Source organism: Leptolyngbya sp. 7M (assembly GCF_018128485.1).
The window spans coordinates 4,202,985-4,227,038 of the sequence record NZ_CP070897.1 but is presented as its reverse complement, the minus strand read 5'-3'; the positions used below and the strand labels follow the sequence as shown (position 1 = coordinate 4,227,038).

Below are 24,054 nucleotides of genomic sequence, written 5' to 3'. Positions count from 1 at the left end.
GTGGAAAGTCGGGTTTGCTATGGTCGTTTAACTTAACTGAGGCGAATGCAGTTGATTAGTGTGCAACAGTTCAATCAAGTTTCAGGCCAAGTTCCGGGCTACGTAACCACAGGAGCGATCGATACCGAAAGTTTTCAGGTGCTCTTAGCAAAACTGATCCGATTAAGCACTGGCATTGACCAATTTTTTTAGACTCTATCGGAGGCTAACCCTATGTCAGCAGAACGTCCGCCTTTAGAAGAAATGACACTCCGGCAGCTCCGCCGAGTTGCGAGTGAGCTGAATATCTCGCGCTACAGCCGGATGCGGAAAGACCAGCTTTTAGAGGCAATTCTAGAAGCGCAACAGCTTCGGTTTTCACCAAGTCCGTCCCGTACCTTGGAGGCACAAGCAGAAGTGGAAGCAGCAAAATTTGATGTTGGACAAACTGATCGCCAGGGAGGTCCCCTTGTGGTAGTTGATGAGGGCTTGCCGGATTTACCTGCCGGCTATGGCGATAGTCGAATTGTACTCATGCCCCGTGATCCCCAGTGGGCCTATGCTTATTGGGACATTCCCAACGAACACAAAGAGGAATGCCTTCGCAACGCAGATGAATCTTGGTGCTAAAGCCGCCTTTTGACCAGCCCAACGCTTCTCGCTGCTGCACTTGTTGGGTTGGCGTTAGCTCGCTTTGTGGGTCTAGCTCCCCTTTTTTGCCCCTGCTGCATGTTGGTGAGCACGGATGACACTGCCGTCTACATGATGCAGTTGCCAATTGAGTTGTCCTTGAGCATCGGCTTGCTGTTGCAGGGTGGAAAGGATCTGATGCCACAGTCCATCTCTGCGCCAGCGATAGAAGCGCCCAGAGACAGTTTCCCACTTGCCATAGCGCTCAGGCATTTCACGCCACGGGGCACCTGTTCTAACAATCCAGAGGATGCCATTGATGACGCTGCGGTGGTCAAGACTGGGGCGTCCAACACGAGGCTTCTGAGCAGGCAGCAGGGGTTGCAGACGTTGCCATTGAGCGTTGGTCAACTCACCACGACGGTGAATTGAGGTCGGCGGAAGTACCATAGACAGAGGCTAAACTCGGCATATCTAGGGTTCCCAAAGTTTTAAAACACGCCCTAGTTTCTAGCATCCTCACAAGTTTCTCAAATTGTTGGCTTACTCTGAGAGTAAATTACGCAAGATGCAACGATGGCTGACTTGGAGGTGTCCAATGGAGACAGTCAGGATGATCACAAATGAGCTTGCGATTGCAGGACCCCTCACCTTCCAGCAATTCCAGCAGCTTGCCCAAGATGGTTTCAAGGCGATTTTGAATCTGCGATCGCTAGATACCTACTTGCTGATCAACGAGCAACAGCATGTGACCAGTTTAGGATTGCACTACATCAATATACCAATCGATTGTTTCGCCATGACTCCTGAAACCGCAGGCAGTGTGCTCAAGCAAATCGATCAGCTACCTAAGCCCACGCTGGTGTACTGCAACAATGCCATGCTAGCCGCCGCAATGGTGCTGATGCATATTTCAACTCACCAGGGGGAAACCTTGCCCCAAGCTTTTCAACGAGCTGAAAACATGGGGCTATTTCAGGCATCTGCCGAAGCGGTAATTTAATAGCAAGTCCCACAGCCTTCGCACACAAGCAATCGCCTACAGCCATCCTTTCTTGAGTTTGAACGGGGTGCAGGGGTGGAACCCCTGCGTGGGGGCGAAGCCCCCACACCCCCTTGTTCACAACCTATTTATGAACGCTGTAGTTTCAACGACTGTGTAGTTTCAACGACAACGAGCTAGCTTCAGTGTAATTCTTTAAGCTTAGAAACTAAATAGATCAGTAACGTCTGTCTTTGGGCAGAGTAAACCCTGTACGGCATCGCTTCTTGACTTTGATATTCCACCAAAAGGATGATGGTTTGCCTCGACGGCAATGGCACTTTCAAATAGTATGCCGATGCAGTTTTTGGTAGCAATCAACCTGCTTGATCCTGAGGAGAACCCAAATGAAGACGCAAGCGAAAGACATTCTTTCTTTAATTGAGACTGATCACGAAAAGGTAGAGCAGCTGTTTGAGCAAATGGCAGAGGCTAAGGGAGCCAAAGCTCACACCTGTTTTAATCAGATCTATAAGGAACTGACACTGCATGCCAAAGCAGAGGAGTTGGTGTTTTATCCAGCAATGCTGGAGTATGAGGAAACCAAGCAGTATGTAGAAGAAGCTGAGTCTGAGCACAACTCTGCCAAAATTCTCTTGGAGCAGATGAAATCGCTCAATCCGAAAGACGAGGAATTCCAGACCAAGTTGACCTACCTCCAAGAGACAATGCTGCATCATATCGAGGAGGAAGAGAGTGAGCTATTTGAGGCTGTTGAATCCTGTATGGATGAGCCAATGCTGCAAAAATTAGGTGAGGAATTTCAGGCTGCTAAACAAAAGCTAGAATCAGAAGTAGATTTAGCTTTGACGCAGTGAAGCCTTCGTTAGAGATCAGCAGATTGCCTGATAAATCTTTGCTGAGTTATCTGATTGAAGAACTTGGGCGATCAGCCTGAAATTTTCGATTCTGAAAGCAACAACGCAGAGAGATGTTGTCCCATTGCCGCAAACAGCATTTCTAGCTTCTGTCAGGCGCTCGGTGGAAACTAGGCAAAATCCTAGACAAGATCATTCAAAATTGTATTCAAATAGACGAAGTGATGACTGGGAAGGAATATCTTTCCCAGTTTTTTGTTGTCATCTTTCTCAAATGTGCAATTGCATAACTGGGCTTCGTGAAAAATTTGATTCTTTATGCAATTGCACGATGAATCTTGACAAATAGAGCAACGGGCGATTTTTAGCCTATCCCCCAAAAACATCCGCATATTCAGAATTGCCGGTAAGTTTTCTGAGCGCGAATGGACAGGTCGCAAATATTTTCAAACCATTTTCACGGGCATATCCGACCGCTTCTGCCAGGAGCCTGTCTCCGATCTTTTGTCCACGCAGGCTTTCATCAACCTCCGTGTGATCGATAATGAATCCTGTCTCTCCGGCAGTTACGTAAGTCATTTCAGCCAGTCGCACTCCGTCCTCACCCTTGATCAGAAATGCGCCGCGGCCTGCTTTTTCTAAATGTTTTATGTCCATAGCGTTAGTTTCACGCAAAGCTCATATGTAAGCAAAGTCCTTTGCCCGCGAAAAGTGCTTGCATTATTCTTGAGCAATGAAGATATATGACGTAACGGTTGCGATCAGCAGCGATATGCCGATCTATCGCGGCGATCCGGATGCGGCTGTCGAATCATTCAAAGCCATTGCTCGCGGCGATTCGGCCAATGTTTCGGCGATCAGATTTGGCGTTCATTCCGGAACACACGTCGATGCACCAAATCATTTTATCGAAGGTACGAAACACGTTCACGAACTCGACCTTTCTAAACTTATCGGCCCGTGCCGCGTTATAGACGTAGGACCTGACGTGCGCGAGATCGAGCCGGAACACATTGGCGATATTTCCGATGCGGAACGCATTATTTTCAAAACTCGGAATTCTGAATTTTGGTCAGCTCCCGAAGACGGCTTCCGTACTGATTTTACCTACATCACTCCTGGCACCGCCGAGCTTTTGGTTTCTAATGGCATCAAGCTCGTCGGTATCGATTATCTCTCGATCGAACGAAGCGGCGGCCCGGGCAAACCCGTTCACATCGCTCTGCTCGAAAACGAGACCGTGATCCTCGAAGGCGTCGATCTCCGCGAGGTTTCGGCGGGCGATTATGAATTGATCTGTATGCCGCTGAAATACATAGGCTCGACCGGCGACGGCGCCCCGGCCCGAACCGTTTTGATCAAGCGATGAACGTTAACGACAAGGCCTACAAAGAAAAAGTGTACGAGCTTGTCCGGCAGATACCTGTTGGCCACGTGATGACCTATGGTCAGATAGCAACCATTTTGGGTGAAGGTTACACGCCGCGAACGGTAGGCTATGTTATGCACGCGGCTGAAACCGAAAATGTGCCCTGGCAGCGTGTTATCAATTCGCAAGGGAAATGCTCGACCGGGCGCTTGACCATTCCGATGAACCTGCAGCAGCAAATGCTCGAACAAGAAGGCGTTGAATTTAATGCGAAAGGTAAATGCGATCTGAACAAATTCGTCTGGTGGCCAGAAGGATCAGAACCAGAGGAGCTACATCCCTCATTGTTCAGTTAGTTTTACCAGATGATTTGGATACTTTTCTCTACGAGCCAACCAAAAATCCCACCTAAGATCAACCCGACAAAAAAGCCGCATAGCCCATAAGCGAAAGCTCGCCTGATCTGAACGCTTCTTCCTGAGGTATCGCTGAACGCTAATTTTGCCCCAAAGAAACTGATGCTCAACGACCCAGTGACCGCACCGATTATCAGATGCAAAGCCTCACCACTGACGAACCCAATCAAGGTTCCAGATACAAGTCCAATCCCGGCACCTTTCACGCCGAAATGAGCTGCGATCCTCAGAATGTCACTCCAATTCACCCAGCTGGACCACCAAACTGTTAGAACCATTATGCCGAAACCTAACCAAATACCTGAGGCACCCAGAAGCAAAGCTCCAACTAATGCTCCAGTGATGACGCTTTCCAGCAGTGGGTTCATCAACGGCCCCACCTCAGCTTATTTCTTAACACGTCAAAATAATTGCGGTTTGGCGGTTGGACCAGGTTGAATGTGGTGCTGCTTTTTCGGATCCTGACTGTATCGCCGGAGCTGAGCGTGTGACCGATCTGGCCGTCGAGCGTTAGTACAACGCCCTCATTCTCATTCTTGAGCTCAAGCTCTACATTTGCTGTATCAGGTATAACGATCGGCCTGTTGGTCAGTGAGAACGGGCAGATCGGCGTCAGCACCAGTGCATTCATAGAAGGATAAACTATCGGCCCACCCGCGGAGAGGTTATAGGCGGTAGAGCCCGTTGGTGTTGAGACTATAAGGCCATCGGCACGGAATGAATTCACAAAATGGCCATTGAGCTTGACGTCTATCTCGATGATTCGTGCAAGGGCGGCTTTGTTGATGACAACGTCGTTCAGCACGCGGCCTTCCGCTATCAGTTAGGCTATTTCAATATCACTTTCACTCTGGCGATTAATTTCAGCCAAGCTCTGGCTCGACACTTCGCGAAAAAACACCGGCGCATTCAGCAAGCGTTTGTAGGAACGATAGCGCTCATACAGTTCTAAATCGGTGAAGAAGAACAGCGAAACGGCTTCCCATAGAAACACCCAGCCGCCGATGAATATCCCTTCAGCCAAGAGTGAGGTTAACATGGTTTCTCCGAACCGATCGGGGAAGATTTGCCCTACCCATAAAAACACAAACCCAAGCAGAACATAGCGCACCAAGCGGAACTGAGTTTTTTTCAGCTCTTTTCTGAGCAGATACATTTTGAAGGCAATACTGTTCCTGATCCCATGCCGCGCAGCCTGCTCTAGCGCCTCATTGCGGCTGCCTTCAGGCATGAGAAACATCAACTCAATCGGATGGCGCAGAGGAATTTCCTCGGAACTACCTTTCAGGTAAAGCTCCAGATCAGGATCGAGGGATCGCCGCTTAAAAGGAGCTGGATCCCACTCATCAAAGATGTCGGCGTATTGATCCAACCCAATCTCGATGATGTAGCAATTGGTGACTGGGTCGAGTGTGTAAATCTCACTGAATATGCTATTGCTTTTCTTCATGAAAGTTTGGGCGTTGGTCAAACCGACTTGATGCACCTGATTCACAAGTTTGATCGATGCTTTTTCCCGTGCTCTGCTCACGCACTAGTGACCGCCCGCCGTGCCGCCATCGCCGCCACCAGTAACGAGATGCCACTCAGCAGCAGACTGATACCCACATACAAACCAATCAGCCAAAGAGAGCTATCGGGCCAGCGATTCAGCACCAGGATGCCCAAGATCAGGGTGACGATGCCGTTCAACGCCACCAGCCAAGACATGTGATGACCGGCCCGGTTTGTAAAGGCCATGATAATGGTGAAAATTCCTTCCACAATGAACAGAATGCCGAAAGCAAAGGTCAAGGCTACTACCGCCGCCCCCAAGTTGAACAGGATGTAAATACCGGCAATCACATAGGCAATGCCAACCAATAAATTCAGCCAAAAGCCTCTCAGTGGGCGAGATTGAAAGGCTTCTACAATCATCACGGCACCGCTAATGATTGCGATCCAAGCCATGACAGAGGTAAAAAAGGCAGACGCGATCCCTGGCAGCAGAATCGCTATCACGCCGAGAATAATTAAACCAATGCTGAGGGCAATTACCCAGCCCGTTGCTTTTCTGATCTGAACTTCGGGTTGAAAATCAGTCGTCATAAATTCACCTCGTTATGTTTAGACGGTTCAATTATCAATCAACAGCATTCTTTACTGAGTATGGGTTAAATCGCTAGCGGTAACTGCAAAAAGCTAGCTCAGCTATTCGCCTACTCTAGATTTTGCCAATAGCTGCTTCACAATTACGGACTACTAGACCCGAAACGCAACAATCTTCGGCATTTATCTTTTAGTACGTTTCTCCAGTACATCTATCTAGTACATTTAATAGTACACCCCTGCATTCTATACGTATTTTCTTAAGTTAAAGAATACGTCAAGAACATGGATGAGCGAGCGAATTACACACAAAATTTCAACTTCCTGAGCTTTCCCCAGACTCAATTGACTCTGACTCAGTTGACTTTGAGTTGAGCCTAAATTACTACAAAACTACTACAGAGGTAAAGTTTACGCAACATTACAGGTTATTTGATTGCTTACCTACGAGATCGGATAATGATATCTTTTGCAGCAATATTTTTTGATTGCTGATGAAACTACGGTTCTGTAGCTGCCCTATAATAGTGACTCGAAAGTAGCTCGATTGTCAGGGGAAATGCCTTAGCACGTATCTGCTTGATAGGTTTTTAGGCATCCACAGCAGGTGATCTGAGGGACGCAATTGAGGAGCAAAAAAGCACCTCAAAATGGCAGCAGTAGCAGAAGATCTAAAACTAGAAAAAGGCGGTTAGACCAGAAAGCTGAAAAAATGCTGAGCAATTTGCACAAGCTTAAGTTTAACGCCTATTCTGACTAAAGCCTCCAAATAGCCGCTCTGGATTCGATTTAACGAGTTCGATTTAATGGGTTCGATTTAATTAGGCATTAGTCCGGTGAAGTTGAGCAGTTGACCTCGCCCCGAAGACGACCGTTGTTTAGATGGCTACAGCTTAGACTAGCAGGCAGCTATTCAGAGGAATTCAAGGGCACTACCTGAATTCTTAGACTGAGGATTCATTCGTAATTATCTATCCATTCGAGGGCCGCGAGTACCTCAGAATGTCTGCCTTGGCTGCTAAAAAGCGAGATCCGCGCCATCCGCATCTCATTGTTTGAATAGCCGGCTTTCTCGGCTCGGTCAATATAGCTTTCAGCCTCGACATACTTACCATCTTCGAGGTATGCAAGTCCTAACGGCAAATATATCGAAGACATCTCCGGATCTACCGCCAAGGCCTTCTCCCAGAACGTGATCGCCTCCGAGTTCCGTCCATTCGAGTCATGCACATCACCGATCTTGGCAAGAGCGACCTCGTTCTTAGGATCAAGCTTGACAGCTTCGTCGAGATAGACGATCGCGGCCTGATTTCCAGACTCACCAGCGACCTCGATGCCCTTTGCCGTCAAGGCTTCACTTAACCCGCTGATCGCGTCATTGTTTTTAGGATTATTCTTGATCGCTTCGCGGAAAACCGGTATCGATTCATCTATCTTTCCATCTGCCATCAGAGCTTCGGCACGCGTCGTGAGGGTATTCGAAAGCCTGAGCTTTTGCGCCCGCTCACGTGCACGAATACGAGCGATCTCGGCTGCACGAGCCCTTGCAGCATCCGCTTTACGTTTACGTGCCGCGGCGAGTTGAGCATTTATGCGTGCCCGACGTGCAGCCGGTGAACCAGCCGACCCACCCGAGACAGTGAATGCCGCTGCGGATGCTCCTGCCGCCTGAGGACGTTTGCTGGAACCACGAAAAACAAATGCGCTTGCGCCGCCTGTAAGGTCTTCGGACGGTACGAGTTCATTTGCCTTGACTGGCAAACCGGAGACCAAAATAGAGAAGACCGCAAACATCGCAGCCAAAACATTCGTGAATTTTCTTTGCCGGATCATACTATGAATTCCTCTAGGAATGAGATCAGCTGGGAGGCTGAGACTCAATTATTATACAAGCTCAGGACGAATACCGTGCAATATTTTTGCTTAGCAAAATACAGAAGGAGAATTGATCAGAACCCGAGAAATACGGGCTCGGGCACCAATTCGACGGAATAGCGCTCAAAGACTCCGTGCTTTATTAAGTTCATCAGATCAATTATCTCTTTTGCCGTTGCTCCACCGCGATTCACAAGGGCAAGGGAATGATTCTCAGAGATCGCTGCATTCCCCAATCGAAAACCTTTTATGAAACCCGCATTTTCAATGAGCCACGCAGCTGGTATCTTTACGAGATCCGGCCCAACCGGAAAGGTAGGAATATCACGGCCTTCTTTCATCTTTATTCGTTCATATTCGAATGAGGAAACAACCGGGTTCTTGAAAAAAGAACCGGCACTTCGGGAGTTTGGATCAGCAGGGTCGATGACCATCGACTTTTTCCGGCGTATCGAGAGAACAGCCTCACGAACTTCCGCTACGCTCGGCCGTCTGTCCCCGAAATGCTCTGAAAGGTCCTTATAGACAATTTTTGGACTCCCATCGATCGTCAAGTCATAGGTAACAGAAATCACAACGTAACGATCCCGCTCGGACACATTGAAAATGCTTTTTCTATAAGCGAAACCACATTCGACGTTGGAAAGCAATGCAATGCGTCCTGTCTTTCGATCAAAACATCGCACCGAAACGACCACATCTGAGACCTCTTCACCATATGCACCGACATTCTGGATCGGTGTACCTCCAACTAAGCCGGGAATACCGCTCAAACATTCGATACCTGCAAGTCCGCGGGCTACGGCGAATTCCACAAACTCATCCCAATTCTCTCCCGCACTAGCCGTTATCCTGCATTTATCTCCGTTGGTGCTGCACATTTCGATACCGCGAATTCCAAGCTTTACGACAAGCCCGTCAAAACCGGCATCTGAAACAAGCAAATTGCTGCCGCCGCCCAGTATAAAAACCTCGAGCGAATTTGCCTGTCCGAACCTGATCAGATCTGTTAGCTCGTTTTCATCGGAGCATTCAGCAAAAAAGCGTGCCGGACCGCCCACGCCAAGCGTGGTATATTCCGAAAGGAGAACATTCTGACGGATATAAGCCGGATCAGGAGACATAGAGATCCTCGCGCCCGCAAACAACCCTCCGAACCTGAAGAATGAACAAAAAAGCGGAGCCCGATAAGCTCCGCTATTCTATTCGAAAACAGGATTCGAATCTAACTGCGAACGGCACCGTTCGTAATGGTTTCCAATTGTTTGGCATAGTTTGCGGCATCTTCACCCTGCATTGACCTAAGCTTTCTGTAAGCCTTCTTTGCCTCATTGAGATTGCCGTTCTTAAATTCAGCGTAGCTCTTGCTTGGTGCTCAAATCCCAAAGGCGAATGGTTTGATCGGCACTGGCGCTAGCGAGCAGTCGTCCGTCGGGGCTGATAGCCACTGCATTCAAATAGCTGGTATGGCCCTTGAGGGTGCCGATTTCCTGGCCGTTGCCCAAATTCCAGAGTTTGATCGTCTGGTCATCACTGCCGCTAACCAGAGTTGAGCCATCGGATTTGACCACTAAGCTGCGAATAGCGCTGGTGTGGCCGGTAAGGGTAAATAGCAACTGGCCAGTATCCACATTCCAGACCTTGATTGTTTGGTCATTACTGCCGGTAATCAGCCGTTGCCCGTCAGGTGTAAAGGTTAAACAGCGGATCGTACCTGCATGTCCTTCTATGGTTTTGAGCATAGTGGCCTGCTCGGTGCGAGTGGCCTGTAGAAAATGTTCTGGTTTGAGTTGCCAAAGGGTATATCCTCCTGCCGCTAGCAACAGAGCCAGTGCTCCACCCCAGAGCCAGCGGCGGGATCGCAGACCAACTGGCCCTGGTTGAGTGGAACCCAATCGAGCCTGATCTTGAACCAGCGTCGATACAACAGCCTGAGGCGAAGCTGGCTTTTTTTCGGACTGCGCCTTCTCCACGCGGGCCAGCATTTGCAACAGTTCTTCTGTATTCCGGGGGCGTGCACTGGCCTGAGGCGCAATCAACCGATCAATCACATAGGCTAGGGCGGGAGAAACCTGGGGAGCAAACCGGTGCCAGTGCAGTTCGTTGTGCAGAGAGTCGTACATGTCTGGATCGGTGGGAGGCTTACCGGTCAACAGGTAGATCAGGGTATAGCCCAGGGCGTAAAAGTCAGATTGGGGAACAGCTCGGCCTTTTTCCTGCTCAGGCGGCGTATATCCGGCAGAGCTGATGCGGGTGCCGCCGGTGTTACCCATCTGGGCCAGATAGGTGTAGGTCATCTCACGAGCTGCGCCAAAATCCACCAGCACCAACTGTCCGTTGGCCCGCAGCATGATGTTTTCTGGCTTGATATCGCGGTGAAAGTAGTTCTTGCCATGCACCAGGTGCAGAATTTCGGCTAGCTGCTTCAGCCAATTGAGAGCCTGCTTTTCGCTGATTGGGTTATTGCCCTGCTGCTGCATCCATTCCTTCAGGTTGGGGCCTTCAATTTTCTCCATGATGATGCAGTGCAGTGGATCAGAACTGCCCTTGGGATAAAACTCGAAATAGCTCTGGGGTTCAATCGCCGGAATACCCGGATGGGGCAACTGACCCAGCACAATCGCCTCTTGCCGAAACAGCTCCACCGCCTTGGCATGATGGCTGTAGTGTTCCTTCAGTATTTTAAGAATCTTAGGCGTGCTGCGATCAAACGCCTCATACACCCGCCCAAAGCCACTTTTGTCGCTCAGCAGGCGCATGACTCGGTAGCGTCCCAACAACAGCAAGTCAGACCCACAACTTCGACAAAATTGGCTACCATCATTCCCAGTATGATCGGGCTGAGGGCAGTGAGGATTAATGCAAAGACTCATAGGGAACTCAAAGGTAAATGCATCCTTAAACAGCGAATCGCGGTCGCGCTCAGTTGGGTCTTGTGACGATTATGCCCACGTCAATCAGGCAATAGAGTAGAGCAGTTGCAGTACAGTCGCAGCCCAGTTTAGGATAGCAAACTGACTTTCTGACTCCCGTCGGCTGACGCTCTGGGAAGCCTGGCTTCTGACTCCTGACTCCTGACTCCTAATTTCTAACCTGTCGCAGTCCAGTCCAAGATAACAAGCCCAAGGTAACCCTTAAACCACTTGAATCACCCTAGGATCACTGTAGGTTTAATTGGTCGATTCAACGCAACTTGAAAAAATTTCGTAAACCGTCGTAAACCGTGATGAAGTTGACGCCATTACAATCGGGGCATTTGCAGCTAGGATTTCAGCGCGACTGGATCTGGCGCGGCTGGAAAGTTCGCTATACGTTTGCCTGGAGCGGTCAGGCGCGATCCGGTGAAGAGGCCACTCCCCTGCTGCTGCTACATGGCTTTGGTTCTGCCCTAACCCAATGGCACGAAAATATTTTGCCGCTGAGTCAGGCCCATCCGGTCTATGCGCTTGATCTGGTAGGATTTGGCGTCTCGGAAAAAGCATCCACGACCTACAAGGTTGGGCTGTGGGTCGAGCAGATCTACGAATTATGGCGCGTGTTTATCAATCGTCCGATTGCCTTAGTGGGACATTCGCTGGGGGCCTTGGTGGCTTTATCGGCAGCAGTACGGCCTGAATCCGACCCGCTTCAATCCGGGAAAAGTCCAACAGCGTATTGACCAGCTTTAGCAGACGTTGGGAGTTGCGATAGACAATTTCTAACTGCTCGCGATCGTTGGGCGATGGGCCATCAAGGTTGGCTAAGGCATCCTCCAGGGGATTGAGCATCAGGGTCAGCGGGGTGCGAAACTCGTGGCTGATGTTGCTAAAAAAGGTGGTCTTGGCCCGATCCAGTTCTGCCAGACTCTCGGCGCGTTGGCGTTCTTCTTCGTAGGCGCGAGCATTGGCGACGGCCAAAGCAATCTGTCCAGCCACTTGATTGAGAAAATCACAATAGGACTCATCCAGGCGGCGACGCGGGCTGGCGACCGCGATCAGCACCCCAGTGACCTTCCCTTGGCTTGTAACAGAAAACGGCACTACCATTGCTTCCTGCGGTGGTTCTGGCCACGGGCTGCCAGGAAGGACACCAAAGCGAGTGGGTAGATCGGTGATAGTTTGAGATTGGCCTGTCTGCACTGCCCGCGCAATTAACCAGTTATCTGGATCATGTGCTGCCGTCAGGTTGATGCTCGCAGGACTGATGGTGCTATCGGGTGTAACCTCAGTGCTACCGCAGAGGTGGGCATACGTTCCGTCCTGGTCAATTAGATAGAGAAGCGCAAACGGAATGTCCAGCGGATCTGACCTGAACGCCTCAAGCATCAAACTACATGATTCTTCGGCAGTTTTAGCAACTCCGGTTTTTGCAGCTATATTCCGCAGCAGTTGAGCACGACGCTCGTTCAACACCCGATAGGTTGTTTCAGTCACAACGTTCAACACCCCTTCCACAACCCCTGCTTGTCCTTGAATTGGGTTGAAGGTGTACTCAAAGAAGCATTCTTCGGTATAGCCAAACCGATACATTGATAGCAGGGTGTCTTTGTGAAAGGTGCCCTCGCCTGTTGCCAAAACGCTCGCTAGCTCCGCTCCAATGTCGTCCCAAATTTCGGACCAAACTTCTCGTGCAGGACGCCCCAATGACCAGGGATGCTTATCCCCTACAATGGGTCGCCAAGCGTCGTTGTATAGCAGTGAGTGCTCTGCCCCCCAGTAGATGGCAATAGGAAAACGGGAATTGAGGCAAATGCCCAGCGTCGAGCGCAAGCTTTGGGGCCAGGTTTCAACCGCATTCAGTGATGTTTGCGACCAGTCATACGATCGCATCAGCTTTGCCATTTCGCTGTTACCAACAAAAATAGTTTCGGGAGTATTAGCGCTCATCTCATCGGACATAGATACGGATTCGAAGTAGAGTACTCACTATAGGCTGAGCGGGGCTACTATCCTTTCAGCCGCAGTTATTCCAGAAAGCTAGCCCCTAATAGCCAACCCCAAAATACCTCCCTGCAGATTCTCTACCATTTGGTAGATTCAGAAATCTATCCAGAGATGGAGATTGGCAACAGGTTGGTAGTTTGAGCCAACGCAAAATACCTACTTCATTTCATCATTGTCTTCTACTTTCGACGGACGCTGATCGAGTCAAGACAGTTTAGGTTGAAATGGTAATAAAGCATGTATTTCTGCATCATACATCACAAGCACTCTCTGGCTATGATTGATTACATTATCTTTTCTATTATCGTTTTTTCTTTGCTGGGTTTAGCTTTTTCTGAATGTTTACTGTTTATTAGCTAAAAGCCTGGTTGAAAAGTGGCGACCTATCGCCGCTTCCCCTCAGAATTGGCTACCGTGTCTACACAAGTCGAAGATCTCCCCTAACCCCCTTTCAATCAAGGGAGGAGAGGCGAGCCTGTGCGCAGCACCTACCAATCCGGGATTGAAGTCCCCCTTCATCTACGCCGAAGGCGCATTCCCGCTGGGGTTTACTCGCGTCGCTCAGGAATGCGAAAGCAGATTAGCGATCGCCTTCACTAACGCTTCTGGTTCCACTGGTTTGGCGATATGTTGTTGAAACCCTGCGGCAATGGCTCGTTGTCGATCCAGTTCCCTCGCATAGGCACTTAGAGCGATCGCCAGAATCTGTCCATCTTGCTCTGTCAATCCGCTTCTGATTTGTTGGATGAGGCATAACTATCGACACTGCTGGTGCTCGTCCATAATGAAGAGGGCGAGCGTAGCGTTATTGCAGACTACTTCCAGAAGGCGCTTATAAAAATCAGAAGTTTGAGGCTCTTGAGGTAAACGATGGTATTCACTCAATGCTACAATTTGATCAGGTTTCATACTCGTTTTGCTTCGAACTTCTGAATAGGCAGCGGTTGGCAACGACGGACATCCCTTGATCGCACCGTCCGCTTCAATTCCCAACGTTGATAGCCCAGCCGAACAGCCTTGCCAGAAAGTCCATTCATCCTGGCGTCCCCGTCCTCGCAGCAGTCGTTCGTAAGGCCCATAGTAGCCAATATTATTGCCAGGCTGGAGTTGGACCCCTTCCTGATACGCCCGTAGGGCGACCTGTGCCAGCATCGGATATAGGTCGAGGAGTTCGTAGGGTTGGAGTAGAATATCGGCGTTGTCAGCCGCATTGCCCATTGGCACCGTTAGCTGAATTTGCCAAGCCCGAGCACCAGCATCGCGAATATGCTCGTAAATCCGCGGGAACTCTGGGGCAGACAAACGGTTGATTTGGGTATTACAGCCAAAGGGAATGCCCACCTGACGAAAATGGCTCATCGTTTGAAACGCTTGCTGCCAAGACCCTTTACGGCCCCGTAGACGATCGTGAGTGGCTTCCAAGCCATCGATTGATACTGAAACCGTAGCAATTCCAGCCTGCTGCATCCTATAGGCCGTGTTCAAAGAGATGCCGTAGCCACCCGTCGTCATCGTGCACCGCATGCCCGCCTGATTAATGGCGGCGGCAATTTGCAACCAATCAGGGCGCAGAAACGCTTCTCCGCCAATGAGGGTGACTTCTTTGATGCCAACCTCGGCCATCTGCTGCACCAGATCCAGCGCTTCGTCAGTCGAAAGTTCTTGGGCGCGGGCATGCCCAGCCCGGGAACCGCAGTGACTACAGGCCAAATTGCACTTTAAAGTGATTTCCCACACGGCATAGCTAGTTCGGTGATATGCCATAGCTAATTCTCATTTTTAGGTTTGAGAGGGTTTATTTTTAAGAATGATTTAGTTCTTGAGAAGACGTTGCTGATTTTACAGAGTTGATTTCACAGAGTTACGCATCTTCTGGTGCGATCACCACTCCATACATCGGTTGGACTTCACCAGGAGGCGAAATCACCACCCCATACATCGGCTGAGGATAGGGATAGGGAAGCGGTTTTGGTTTTGGTCTGGGATATCCGTCGCTCGGTGGTTCCACGATCACGCCATACATCGGCTGAATAGGGTAAGGATTTGAGCAGGGAGTGTGGCAAGGTCTGGGATAGGGATACCGACGCATCCACCCGCCGATAGCTCCCACTAATTCGTCTTCGGTGAGTTCGTGAAACTCATCACGTTCTTTTAGATCTAGAAGCTGGATAGTTGCTGTTTCAAATTCTGCGTTCGTAAACGTGTATCCAGACTGGTGTAAAAGTGATTGAATCTGATCAATCGAGCTAGTTTGTAACTGATTAACAAAGGCTGAGTCTTTGACCAGTCTGATCAAAAAGCCTTTCACCTTTTCTAAAATCGTGTTAGTAGGATGCATCACTTTCTCCTTAGATTCTAAAGTTCAAAGAATTGAAGATGTTTGAAGAGAAAAGTCATCGATCAATTCGTGATTGATAATATTTACTGCTCTTAACCATATAACTCGAATTGAGCGGTAAAAATTGCCAAACTGGCAGGTTTCTTGCTGACACCGTTTACTCAAGCACAAATCAAGGCAGCACAGTCAGTAACGTGCAGGATTTCAGTGCGTTTTAAGTCATTTAATCAATTCAGGAGCAGGGAATCTGGCCCATCATCAGTGAAGCGCCTGCCCTGCAGAAGCTAATAAATTTTCTAAATTCTGCCAAACTGGCAACATTGCTAGCTTAGTTATCTGGTTCAATCAACTAATCAACCAAACTCAGTAGGTCAACCAGATTAAACGGTAGATGGTAGATGCAGTGCGGGCATCTTGCCTGCGCCAGCGAGACGCTTGCACTACGGATCTCCAAATTGATTAAGTAGATCAACTTAATCAACCTTAATCAACCACAACCTTAATCAACCAATAATCAACCAAACCGATCAACCAGTCCTGCCCAAAGGAAGCGCGGTAGGTTTTTGCTAACCTGCTATTTTCTCAAACTATGGGCAATCACTATGGGCAATCACTTGAGCAATCACTATGGGCAGCAGGATCAGGCTTTGAGGAGGTTCTAATTATGTCTCAACCGGATGTGCGTCTCTCGCTTAATATCGCAACTTCTGGAGCTAGCAGTACATCCAGCAGTTCGCACTCGTCTGTCAGCCAAGCAGGTGCAGGAGCTAATAGTAGCGCGATTGCTACATCTGCTAGTGGCAAAGTCAGCACTAGCAGTCAGGAAGCCTACACACCTGCCGCCACCTCTAGCAACTTCTGAAGCTGGCATAGTCGAAGTGAGGGGGTAATGCGTTCATGCTTGATCTATTCTTAATTTATAGAACTCAAGCAATCAAAACAAATAGTCCTGGTTGTTGAAACCATAAATTGAATTGATGCAGCCAGGATGATCGGAAACAGGGGCATAGACACCACAGAATTGAGTGCCGCAGCCCCTGATTTTGGGTTCAATGTCCTAATTTCCTGTCTTCACTGATCGTAATCAGTGGCCTCAGTCGGTAGGAGCTTGGGGTAATTGCCGATTCAGGTCAGCTTCGGTCACATCCGGAATATCCCAATTCACGTCGCCTGCCTTAAACAACCGAGCGGGAGGCAGGTTAAATTCAATCGCTCCATCTGGGGTTTCACTGATTGTCAGACGGGTACCGCTGAGGAATTTAGCAGCACTGGCAGATCCCAGATCCAAACCCGCCACCTTCAGATCGCTGGGCAAAAACACACCTTCACAGGTCCAATCATCATCTGTCGCGGCACCGCTAGGCAGCAAATAGAGCGTATTGTCGAATTTAGAGGTTGACTTTTTGCCAGTTGGCCCATAGACCGCAATCGTGCGTCCGGTGTTATTAAAACATTCCGTCACGCCCTTGCCCGACTCCACAATGTATCTCTGATATTGCAGTTCAGTAATCTTTTGTTGCAGTTCTTGCGACGAAGAAATTCCTTCCGGAAGCTGCTGGGTTGCCCTAGCCTGGAGCAGCTCACTCAGAGTAGTCGTAATCTGCTGATAGTCGGGATTTTTGTCTAACTTGGGAGCATCAGCGAACGCGGGTTGGGCGATTAACAGGTTGATCAACACAACCAGACACACCAAAACTGTTTTTAACGGTTTCATTATCGTTCTCCTTAACATTCTCTCTTTTCTAGATTAATGCTGCCAACGAGAGACGGTTTGGCAACAAGCTTATTGAGCAGCTGACTTTGTAGCGATGATCAGCTAGCTCATAATCCTGATTAATTCTTTTGCGGTAATAGCACCTTGTGATTCATCATTACCATAGCAATAGCGCTAACAATCAACGTCAGCACAGACAGGCTTTGATCTTCCAGGGTATGGCTCTCAAGTAAAATCATCAAACCCAGGCCAATCAAAACAAACGGCACCAGCAGGTTGCCATAGCGAGTCAGGATTTCTGCAATCATTGGCACTCGTGTTAACTGGTATGCTGTATAGCACCAAACTCCAACCAGTGAAAGAAATACACTCAGAATCACTAGCAAACTTTCTACTGTACAACTCGCAAACAAAGGCATATAGATGCCAATATTGTCTCCCCCATTGGCAACTGTGATCGCGGCGATACTGCACGTCTGTGGTGAAAGAAAACTCGTGAAGGGCGAGGCAGATGGGGCTATGGTTAAATCTGGTTCCGATTCTTCGTCCTGATCTCGGCTGAGCAAGCGGTTCACACCAATTGCAATCGGCACAATCCCTAACATGCCAATCCAGGTTTGGGGCAGCAACTGTCCTCCCAAAAATCCTGGCATGCTCATCAGTACCAGAGAGGTAAAACCGAGGTATTGCCCCATAACCACATGCCGACGTTGAAAGCTGCGATTCACCTGAGAAAACAATAGCAGCAGAATGATAATATCATCCAGGTTAGTGGCAATGAAAGCAGCAACACCAGTGGGAAGAGCGGTGAGTAAGTTGCTCATGAAATCAAATCCTGTTTAGAACGACTGAATTATGCTTTAGGGAATGTACAAGGATATGCGATAACTAGATCGAGTGATTGCTTAGCTGCTTGAGTTGCATGGTTCTACTTTAGGTAGACACAAAGATAAAATCAAATATTCTTGTTTGTTGAAATGATAAATTGAATTGATGAATGGCTTTATGCCAATATTCATAAGGCTTTGCAGTTTTCGATGCAACATTTTTATAGACATAACCTGCTATTAATCTGTGTTCTTCTCTGATTTCATCTACTGTCAATCAAATCTATTTATCGATTCAACAAGAAAGAATGTTTGATCTTATTAATAGGAATGACTAAAACTGGAATAACCAAAACAGCAACAATATGCGAGTCACATCGTCATCGGATTGCTCCGAACATAGCAGACGTGTTAGATCAACTCATCCAGTTAGGGCAATTGATCCACTATGCTGGCCGACTTCAGAACTGTCAACCATCGGAAAATTCAAATCATAGTGTTGATGTTACTTTGCGTCTGCGGGGTACTAGTCGTAACATTACCTTAACCGTTGAGCGGATCATCAACTGTCCAGCAGGTCGTAACTGCTGCCCAGCGTCGTAGAGTAGACATCAACTGCTGGTGCAACCACATAATTAAGCCGCTTCAGCCCAGCCGGATTGGAATCAATGTAGAAGTTGCGTTTGTGATCCACGCCACCCACGGCGATTCCTAAACCTGCTGAGGCATAGAGGGCGGGCCGATCCGGTTCTAATGCACTCAAAAGCTGCCGATCATTGCCGGCAGAAAACACGACCACGACACCAGCCTGTCTGGCCCGTCGCAGCGCTGCCTCGACCTTAGGCAGGGGCGGATCGCTCGAACTGCTACCCAAACTAATATTAATCACCTGTGCTCCATTGTTCGCTGCATAATCAATTCCGGCAGCCACATTCGCGTCAAATTGCGCCAGCGGCGTTTCGCCTTGAATCACCTTTATCGGCATGATCTTAGCGTTATGGGCAACTCCAGTGATCCCGATCCCATCGTTGGCGGCAGCAATAATTCCAGCCACCTGGGTGCCGTGGCCTTCGGTGTCGTTCAGGTTAGAATTTTGATCAATAAAGTTCCATCCATGCACATCATCGATAAACCCATTGCGGTCGTCATCAATGCCGTTACCAGGAATTTCGCCGCTGTTGCGCCACAGGTTTTGGCTCAGATCGGGATGGTTGAGATCAATCCCTTCATCCAGGACAGCCACCGTCACGCCTTGGCCTGTAAAGCCCTGGGTCCACACCTCTGGTGCTCTAACCAGATCCATCCCCCACTGATTGCCGCCTAAAACAGGAACATCTGCCAGAGCCGCCGCTTTGAACAGGGTTTGCCCAGCCACCTGATTGACGGCCGCCGCAGCATCGACTAGACCATAGCCATAGAACAGGTTGAAGTCGCTGGCAATCGGCTTGAGGACGCGGCTTTTGACCAGATATGATCCGATTTGACGCCGTTGGTCGCTGCTGACCCGCACTAGATACTGGGTCTGGGGCTGCACCGTGAATACGACTCGGGCATTGGTATTGGTGCCGCCCAGATCGGATCCATAGAGGATGGGCTGCTTGGTGCGGCCATTCACCAACTGGAGATAGGGATCAAATTGGCGAGAGTTGAGGCGAACTTCAATTTGCTGCCCTGCCGTTACCCCTCTGAGGCGGTAATCATCGACGTAGTAGGTGCCCTGAAAGTATGGATCGATGGAGTCGGTAGAGCTAAGTATGCCGCGCAACTGGCCCTGCGGCTTCAGAAACGGTGCGGATGAATTGGTCCGGCGGCGCTTGCCGGGTTGGCTGCGGTTAGTCGCAGCAGCGTTGACAGCAGAGCTGGCAGCAGAACTATGGGTATATCGCGGCTTGGACGGACCAGAAGCTTGAGCAAACCCTTCACCAAAACCCCGACCACTGGGCTGCCCCAGCAGATTTTTGGCAGCAGCGTAGGCGAATTCAGGAGACGAAGACTGGAGGCGGAATTGGCGAGGCAAGTGAAAAGCGGACATGCAAAACAATGGCTCAGAAATTTTGAGTGTTTAAACTTTGAGTACTTAAACAAAGCTGCCCAGATGAATTGAGCAGATTGGCAATCAATATTTACCCCAGTTACCCCTTGATCTACAGTGTTCTCACAGCATTTCAGGAGAAGAATGCGCCGAGATTTGGCCGCAATCAGCAATGGTTCGATAGAATTCTTAAATGTCCCTTGTCGTTTCATTCCTAACTCCAGATCCCACCCGTGACGCTAACAGAACCCGGAAGCTACAAAGATACCGTTAACCTGCCCCAAACCAAGTTTGACATGCGGGCCAACGCGATTAAGCGCGAACCGGAACTGCAACAGTTTTGGGCCGAGCACCAGATCTACGAAAAGCTAGCTGAGCACAATCCGGGAGCACCCTTCATTCTGCACGATGGGCCGCCCTACGCCAATGGCGCGATTCATATGGGCCACACCCTCAACAAGGTGCTGAAGGACATTCTCAACAAATATCAGATGCTGCAAGGGCGCAAGGTGCGCTATGTGCCCGGTTGGGACTGTCATGGCCTGCCGATTGAGCTAAAGGTGCTGCAAGCCATGAAGCCAGAGGAACGGCAAGCCCTGACGCCGCTGGAATTACGCCGTCGCGCTAAAAGCTGGGCACTCGAACAAATGGCGCAGCAACGGGACAGTTTCAAAAAGCTGGGCATCTGGGGCGATTGGGATCATCCCTACCTGACGATGCAGCCCGAATATGAGGCCGCCCAGATCCGCGTGTTTGGTCAAATGGCGCTAAAGGGCTATATCTATCGCGGCTTGAGTGGATTTATATCTAACTTGGGGCGAACCGCCTCAGCAGGTGGCCGAGAAAATTGCTTCAGTGCGGCAACTAGCGGCGGAGCAGGGCCGCACCTTGCGGTTTGGGATTCGTCTGCATGTGATTGTGCGGGAAACCACAGCAGAGGCTTGGGAAGCAGCAGAGCAACTAATTAAGTATTTAGACGATGATACGATTGCAGCAGCTCAGAAAGCCCTGTCTCGCGCCGATTCGGAAGGGCAACGCCGCATGCAACAGCTTCACAATGGTGGGCGAGATGCATTGGAGATCAGTCCTAATCTCTGGGCTGGAGTAGGATTGGTGCGCGGTGGAGCTGGAACAGCCTTGGTGGGAGATCCGGATACGGTGGCAGAACGGATGCTGGAATATGCCAGTCTTGGTATTGATACGTTTATTCTGTCGGGCTATCCGCATCTAGAAGAAGCCTATCGAGTTGCAGAACTGCTGTTTCCTAAATTGCCAGTTGATGTAGTCTTACCGCCACCTAGCCGTCAGATGAGTCCAGTTGGTGAAGTGATTGCCAACGAACGGATTCCGACTAGCGCTAGCTGATCGGCTTGCTGGTTCAAGCCACTCATTAGGTTGCTGTCTCTGCTTGCTCCAAATTTGTAACTACTCACGAGGTATACCATGACCAACGTTGTTGCGATTGCCGGCAGTCCGTCCCATCCGTCTCGATCCTATGCTGTGTTGGAATATGCAAAACAGCTTTTAGAAGCGAGTACCATTTCAACTCATCTGTTTTCGGTGCGCGAGCTACCGCCCGAGATTCTGGTATTCGCCCAATATAGTGATGTGATTATTGAGATTGTGTCTGTAATTGAACAAGCAGATGCCCTAGTGATAGCCACTCCAGTCCACAAAGCATCCTATACAGGCGTACTGAAAGCATTCCTTGATCTATTGCCACAGAATATCCTCGCCAATAAACCAGTCCTACCCATTGCGACCGGCGGCACCATTGCCCATTTGCTCGCGATTGACTATGCCCTCAAACCAGTTCTATCTGCCCTGGGAGCGAAGCATATCCTGTCAGGTGTATATTTGGTGGACTCTCAAATTCAGCGCCACGAAAGCGGCGAACTTCAGTTCACTGATACAGAGGCCGAGCAGCGCTTGAACCGATCAGTAGAGGAGTTGATTCAGGTCATTCGTCCCATACCCGCTCTGGTTGGAGCCGGACAGTAGGGAATTAGAAGGGTTAATCATAGGATAGGATAATCGAATGATTGGGCGAATAATTGGTTTGATTGGGCAGGGATTCATTTGGCTGCGGACGCAGCAAATACCTGGGTTTTCAGTCCTGTTCTCTGTAGCGCTAAGTTTGACTTTAATTACCAGCAGTTGTAGTACGCAAACTGCAGCCAAACCAGATACGATTAAGCTGGATTTTGCTTACTATAATCCAGTGAGCCTGGTATTGAAGCAGCAGGGTTGGTTAGAGCAGGATTTAGCCGAGGATGGCATTAAGGTGGAATGGACCCAGAGTGCTGGTAGTAATAAGGCTTTGGAGTTCCTGAATAGCCGCAGTATTGATTTTGGGTCTACGGCTGGTGCAGCGGCTCTGTTAGCCAAAGCCAACGGTAATCCGATCAAGGCGGTGTACATTTACTCAAAGCCAGAGTGGACGGCGCTGGTGACTCGCAAAGATACTGTGATTCGTCAAATCGAAGATCTGAAGGGTAAACGGGTAGCTGCCACTAAAGGAACCGATCCCTACATATTTCTGTTGAGAGCGTTGGACCAGGTCGGGTTATCTGAAAAGGACATCGAGCTGGTACCGCTGCAACATGCTGATGGCAGGGCTGCTTTAGAACGAGGGGATGTAGACGCTTGGGCAGGACTTGACCCTCATATGGCCAAAACCGAATTAGAGCAAGGGGCGCGTTTGTTCTATCGCAATCCTGACTTTGTTACCTATGGGTTTCTGAATGTGCGGGAGGCATTTGCTCAACAATATCCTGCTTACGTCGAGCGGGTGATCGCAGCCTATGAAAAAGCGCGACAGTGGGCGATCAGTAATCCAGCAGAGCTGAAAGCCATTTTGGCCAAGGAGGCCAAGCTGAGCGATACGGTGGCAGCAAAGCAACTCGAGCGCACTGATCTAGCAAATTCGCTGATTGGTGATACTCAGAAGGCGGCAATTATTGCGGCAGGCGATGTATTAAAACGTAGTGGAGTGATCCAAGCTTCGGTGAATGTTGAGGAGACCGCAGCGGCGCTGATCGATCCCCAATTTGTTGGTGAAATCTTTGCCGGCCTGGAATTTCAGATTCAGCCTGCAACGTTTTTTCAGGTTAATACAGAACAGGCCGAAGCGCTAGTGGAGGTGATCCAGACAACACTAGAACTAACCGGCCATGAAATCTTAGTGGATGTCTACTGTGGTATTGGCACTATGACGTTGCCGTTAGCGAAACGAGTGCAGCAGGCGATTGGAATTGAAATTCAGCCAGACGCGATTGAACAGGCCAAGCGCAATGCAGAAGTAAACCAAATCAACAACGTTGTCTTTTATGAGGGTAAAGCCGAAGCGCTACTGCCTGAGTTGACGATCCAGTCCAAGGTTGTGACACCCGATATTGTACTGTTGGATCCACCGCGAAAAGGATGCGAACCTGCCGTGATCGAAACCTTGCTGCACCTGCGTCCGCAACAGATTGTCTACGTTAGTTGCAATCCATCAACGCTAGCTCGTGACCTCAAATACTTAAGCCAGGTTTACCAATTAACGCGAACCCAGCCGGTTGATTTCTTTCCACAAACTGCCCATGTGGAATGTGCTGCATTTCTATCGCTGCCCAGTTAGAGAAGTCCTGGTTGGCAGTCCAAAAATGATTTCATCTTGAACAGCAACAATTTTTCTCAAACTTAAAACAATTTTGATTACGGAATCTTACGATACCAGGATGTTAAGCACGCAGACGTTAATAATCCTTCCCAGTGAGGAACCCTAACGGGTGATGCCAATTGAGGCGAGATTTGTCACGATCAAGCTAGATCAGCTACCACCCTTTAATTTACGAGGTCAATCATGCTATCCAACCTGCTTGGAATCCCAGATTCTGCTCTAACCATTGCAGCAATCAGCATCGTTTTGTGTCCTACGCTCTGCGGTGTATTGGCCTATCAGGTCAGCCGCACTTACCAAACGCTGCGTAACGCGAACTAGATTATTCGATCTATAAATG

27 protein-coding genes and 2 pseudogenes are annotated in these 24,054 nt (G+C 49.3%); 12 read left to right on the top strand and 17 right to left on the bottom strand.

From position 1 onward, the window contains the following. Window positions 1-213: 213 nt before the first annotated feature. Entirely contained in the window at window positions 214-609 is a 396-nt protein-coding gene (locus JVX88_RS21625; protein WP_211620170.1) for a Rho termination factor N-terminal domain-containing protein, read from the top strand. On the opposite strand, the pseudogene JVX88_RS21620 reads toward JVX88_RS21625, so the two are convergent. Then, window positions 578-1,059 (bottom strand): annotated as a pseudogene (locus JVX88_RS21620) (IS5 family transposase); the annotation flags it as partial. The gene JVX88_RS21625 and the pseudogene JVX88_RS21620 overlap by 32 nt on opposite strands. 148 nt (window positions 1,060-1,207) lie before the next feature. On the opposite strand from JVX88_RS21620, the gene JVX88_RS21615 reads away from it, so the two are divergent. Next, a complete protein-coding gene (locus JVX88_RS21615) occupies window positions 1,208-1,612 on the top strand; it encodes a beta-lactamase hydrolase domain-containing protein (protein ID WP_211620168.1) in 405 nt (134 codons plus the stop codon). A 386-nt stretch (window positions 1,613-1,998) separates the two neighbouring features. Further along, complete coding sequence (locus JVX88_RS21610; protein ID WP_211620167.1) at window positions 1,999-2,469, top strand: hemerythrin domain-containing protein; 471 nt, start codon at window positions 1,999-2,001, stop codon at window positions 2,467-2,469. Between the two features lie 369 nt (window positions 2,470-2,838). On the opposite strand, the gene JVX88_RS21605 is transcribed toward JVX88_RS21610, so the two are convergent. Further along, window positions 2,839-3,126: a GNAT family N-acetyltransferase gene (locus tag JVX88_RS21605; RefSeq protein WP_211620166.1), complete on the bottom strand. Its 288-nt coding sequence runs from the start codon at window positions 3,124-3,126 to the stop codon at window positions 2,839-2,841. Window positions 3,127-3,202: 76 nt separating this feature from the next. Here JVX88_RS21605 and JVX88_RS21600 point away from each other — a divergent pair, with 76 nt between their 5' ends. Continuing rightward, a complete protein-coding gene (locus tag JVX88_RS21600) occupies window positions 3,203-3,838 on the top strand; it encodes a cyclase family protein (protein ID WP_211620165.1) in 636 nt (211 codons plus the stop codon). After that, complete coding sequence (locus JVX88_RS21595; protein ID WP_211620164.1) at window positions 3,835-4,194, top strand: MGMT family protein; 360 nt, start codon at window positions 3,835-3,837, stop codon at window positions 4,192-4,194. Before JVX88_RS21600 ends, JVX88_RS21595 begins: the two co-directional genes overlap by 4 nt. 2 nt (window positions 4,195-4,196) lie before the next feature. Here JVX88_RS21595 and JVX88_RS21590 read toward each other — a convergent pair whose 3' ends face one another. The 8 genes and pseudogenes from JVX88_RS21590 to JVX88_RS44275 all read right to left on the bottom strand — a co-directional run. Next, entirely contained in the window at window positions 4,197-4,622 is a 426-nt protein-coding gene (locus JVX88_RS21590; protein WP_211620163.1) for a hypothetical protein, read from the bottom strand. After that, the gene (locus tag JVX88_RS21585) at window positions 4,622-5,059 is read right to left on the bottom strand and encodes an NAD(+)/NADH kinase (RefSeq protein ID WP_211620162.1); all 438 of its coding nucleotides are present in this window, start codon (window positions 5,057-5,059) and stop codon (window positions 4,622-4,624) included. The genes JVX88_RS21590 and JVX88_RS21585 overlap by 1 nt, the downstream gene beginning before the upstream one ends. Window positions 5,060-5,077: 18 nt before the next feature. After that, window positions 5,078-5,785: a hypothetical protein gene (locus tag JVX88_RS21580; protein ID WP_225931135.1), complete on the bottom strand. Its 708-nt coding sequence runs from the start codon at window positions 5,783-5,785 to the stop codon at window positions 5,078-5,080. Then, on the bottom strand, window positions 5,782-6,342 hold the full coding sequence (locus tag JVX88_RS21575; RefSeq protein ID WP_211620161.1) for an HdeD family acid-resistance protein: 561 nt from the start codon (window positions 6,340-6,342) through the stop codon (window positions 5,782-5,784). Before JVX88_RS21575 ends, JVX88_RS21580 begins: the two co-directional genes overlap by 4 nt. A gap of 957 nt (window positions 6,343-7,299) precedes the next feature. Next, window positions 7,300-8,175, bottom strand: coding sequence for a tetratricopeptide repeat protein (locus JVX88_RS21570; RefSeq protein ID WP_211620160.1), 876 nt, complete (start codon window positions 8,173-8,175; stop codon window positions 7,300-7,302). A gap of 116 nt (window positions 8,176-8,291) precedes the next feature. Beyond that, window positions 8,292-9,341, bottom strand: a complete 1,050-nt coding sequence (locus tag JVX88_RS21565) for a UDP-N-acetylmuramate dehydrogenase (RefSeq protein WP_211620159.1) — start codon at window positions 9,339-9,341, stop codon at window positions 8,292-8,294. Between the two features lie 228 nt (window positions 9,342-9,569). Beyond that, window positions 9,570-10,976 (bottom strand): serine/threonine-protein kinase, encoded by a 1,407-nt coding sequence (locus JVX88_RS21560; RefSeq protein WP_211620158.1) that lies wholly within the window; start codon window positions 10,974-10,976, stop codon window positions 9,570-9,572. A 36-nt stretch (window positions 10,977-11,012) separates the two neighbouring features. Continuing rightward, window positions 11,013-11,090: pseudogene (locus JVX88_RS44275) on the bottom strand (4-Cys prefix domain-containing protein); the annotation flags it as partial. Between the two features lie 353 nt (window positions 11,091-11,443). Here JVX88_RS44275 and JVX88_RS21555 point away from each other — a divergent pair. Next, window positions 11,444-11,875 carry an alpha/beta fold hydrolase gene (locus JVX88_RS21555; protein WP_211620157.1) on the top strand — a complete coding sequence of 144 codons (432 nt, stop codon included), beginning with the start codon at window positions 11,444-11,446 and terminating at the stop codon, window positions 11,873-11,875. On the opposite strand, the gene JVX88_RS21550 is transcribed toward JVX88_RS21555, so the two are convergent. The 4 genes from JVX88_RS21550 to JVX88_RS21535 all read right to left on the bottom strand — a co-directional run bounded on the left by JVX88_RS21550 (window position 11,760) and on the right by JVX88_RS21535 (window position 15,477). Then, the gene (locus JVX88_RS21550) at window positions 11,760-13,094 is read right to left on the bottom strand and encodes a GAF domain-containing protein (RefSeq protein WP_211620156.1); all 1,335 of its coding nucleotides are present in this window, start codon (window positions 13,092-13,094) and stop codon (window positions 11,760-11,762) included. The two genes, JVX88_RS21555 and JVX88_RS21550, sit on opposite strands and share 116 nt — an antisense overlap. Window positions 13,095-13,700: 606 nt before the next feature. Further along, window positions 13,701-13,865 (bottom strand): hypothetical protein, encoded by a 165-nt coding sequence (locus tag JVX88_RS21545; protein WP_211620155.1) that lies wholly within the window; start codon window positions 13,863-13,865, stop codon window positions 13,701-13,703. 30 nt (window positions 13,866-13,895) lie between these two features. Beyond that, a complete protein-coding gene (locus JVX88_RS21540) occupies window positions 13,896-14,903 on the bottom strand; it encodes a radical SAM protein (protein WP_211620154.1) in 1,008 nt (335 codons plus the stop codon). 97 nt (window positions 14,904-15,000) lie between these two features. After that, window positions 15,001-15,477 (bottom strand): hypothetical protein, encoded by a 477-nt coding sequence (locus tag JVX88_RS21535; protein ID WP_211620153.1) that lies wholly within the window; start codon window positions 15,475-15,477, stop codon window positions 15,001-15,003. 664 nt (window positions 15,478-16,141) lie between these two features. Between JVX88_RS21535 and JVX88_RS21530 the strand changes: the two genes are divergently transcribed. Beyond that, the gene (locus JVX88_RS21530) at window positions 16,142-16,339 is read left to right on the top strand and encodes a hypothetical protein (protein WP_211620152.1); all 198 of its coding nucleotides are present in this window, start codon (window positions 16,142-16,144) and stop codon (window positions 16,337-16,339) included. A 231-nt stretch (window positions 16,340-16,570) separates the two neighbouring features. Here the strand turns inward: JVX88_RS21530 and JVX88_RS21525 are convergent, their stop codons facing one another. From JVX88_RS21525 to JVX88_RS21515, 3 genes are all read right to left on the bottom strand, one after another. Then, a complete protein-coding gene (locus JVX88_RS21525; protein ID WP_211620151.1) occupies window positions 16,571-17,191 on the bottom strand; it encodes a hypothetical protein in 621 nt (206 codons plus the stop codon). 119 nt (window positions 17,192-17,310) lie between these two features. After that, window positions 17,311-18,015, bottom strand: a complete 705-nt coding sequence (locus JVX88_RS21520) for a cadmium resistance transporter (protein WP_211620150.1) — start codon at window positions 18,013-18,015, stop codon at window positions 17,311-17,313. 565 nt (window positions 18,016-18,580) lie between these two features. Beyond that, window positions 18,581-20,050, bottom strand: coding sequence for a S8 family serine peptidase (locus tag JVX88_RS21515; protein ID WP_211620149.1), 1,470 nt, complete (start codon window positions 20,048-20,050; stop codon window positions 18,581-18,583). Window positions 20,051-20,283: 233 nt separating this feature from the next. On the opposite strand from JVX88_RS21515, the gene JVX88_RS21510 reads away from it, so the two are divergent. The 5 genes from JVX88_RS21510 (at window position 20,284) to JVX88_RS21490 (ending at window position 24,035) form a co-directional block, all read left to right on the top strand. Then, window positions 20,284-21,018, top strand: coding sequence for a class I tRNA ligase family protein (locus JVX88_RS21510; protein ID WP_317134406.1), 735 nt, complete (start codon window positions 20,284-20,286; stop codon window positions 21,016-21,018). After that, on the top strand, window positions 20,906-21,415 hold the full coding sequence (locus JVX88_RS21505) for an LLM class flavin-dependent oxidoreductase (protein WP_263975199.1): 510 nt from the start codon (window positions 20,906-20,908) through the stop codon (window positions 21,413-21,415). The genes JVX88_RS21510 and JVX88_RS21505 overlap by 113 nt, the downstream gene beginning before the upstream one ends. Before the next feature lie 78 nt (window positions 21,416-21,493). Then, a complete protein-coding gene (ssuE, locus tag JVX88_RS21500; RefSeq protein ID WP_211620147.1) occupies window positions 21,494-22,051 on the top strand; it encodes an NADPH-dependent FMN reductase in 558 nt (185 codons plus the stop codon). A gap of 37 nt (window positions 22,052-22,088) precedes the next feature. Then, complete coding sequence (gene rlmD / locus JVX88_RS21495; protein WP_211620146.1) at window positions 22,089-23,672, top strand: 23S rRNA (uracil(1939)-C(5))-methyltransferase RlmD; 1,584 nt, start codon at window positions 22,089-22,091, stop codon at window positions 23,670-23,672. 225 nt (window positions 23,673-23,897) lie between these two features. Beyond that, window positions 23,898-24,035, top strand: coding sequence for a hypothetical protein (locus JVX88_RS21490; protein ID WP_211620145.1), 138 nt, complete (start codon window positions 23,898-23,900; stop codon window positions 24,033-24,035). The last annotated feature ends 19 nt before the right edge of the window (window positions 24,036-24,054 follow it).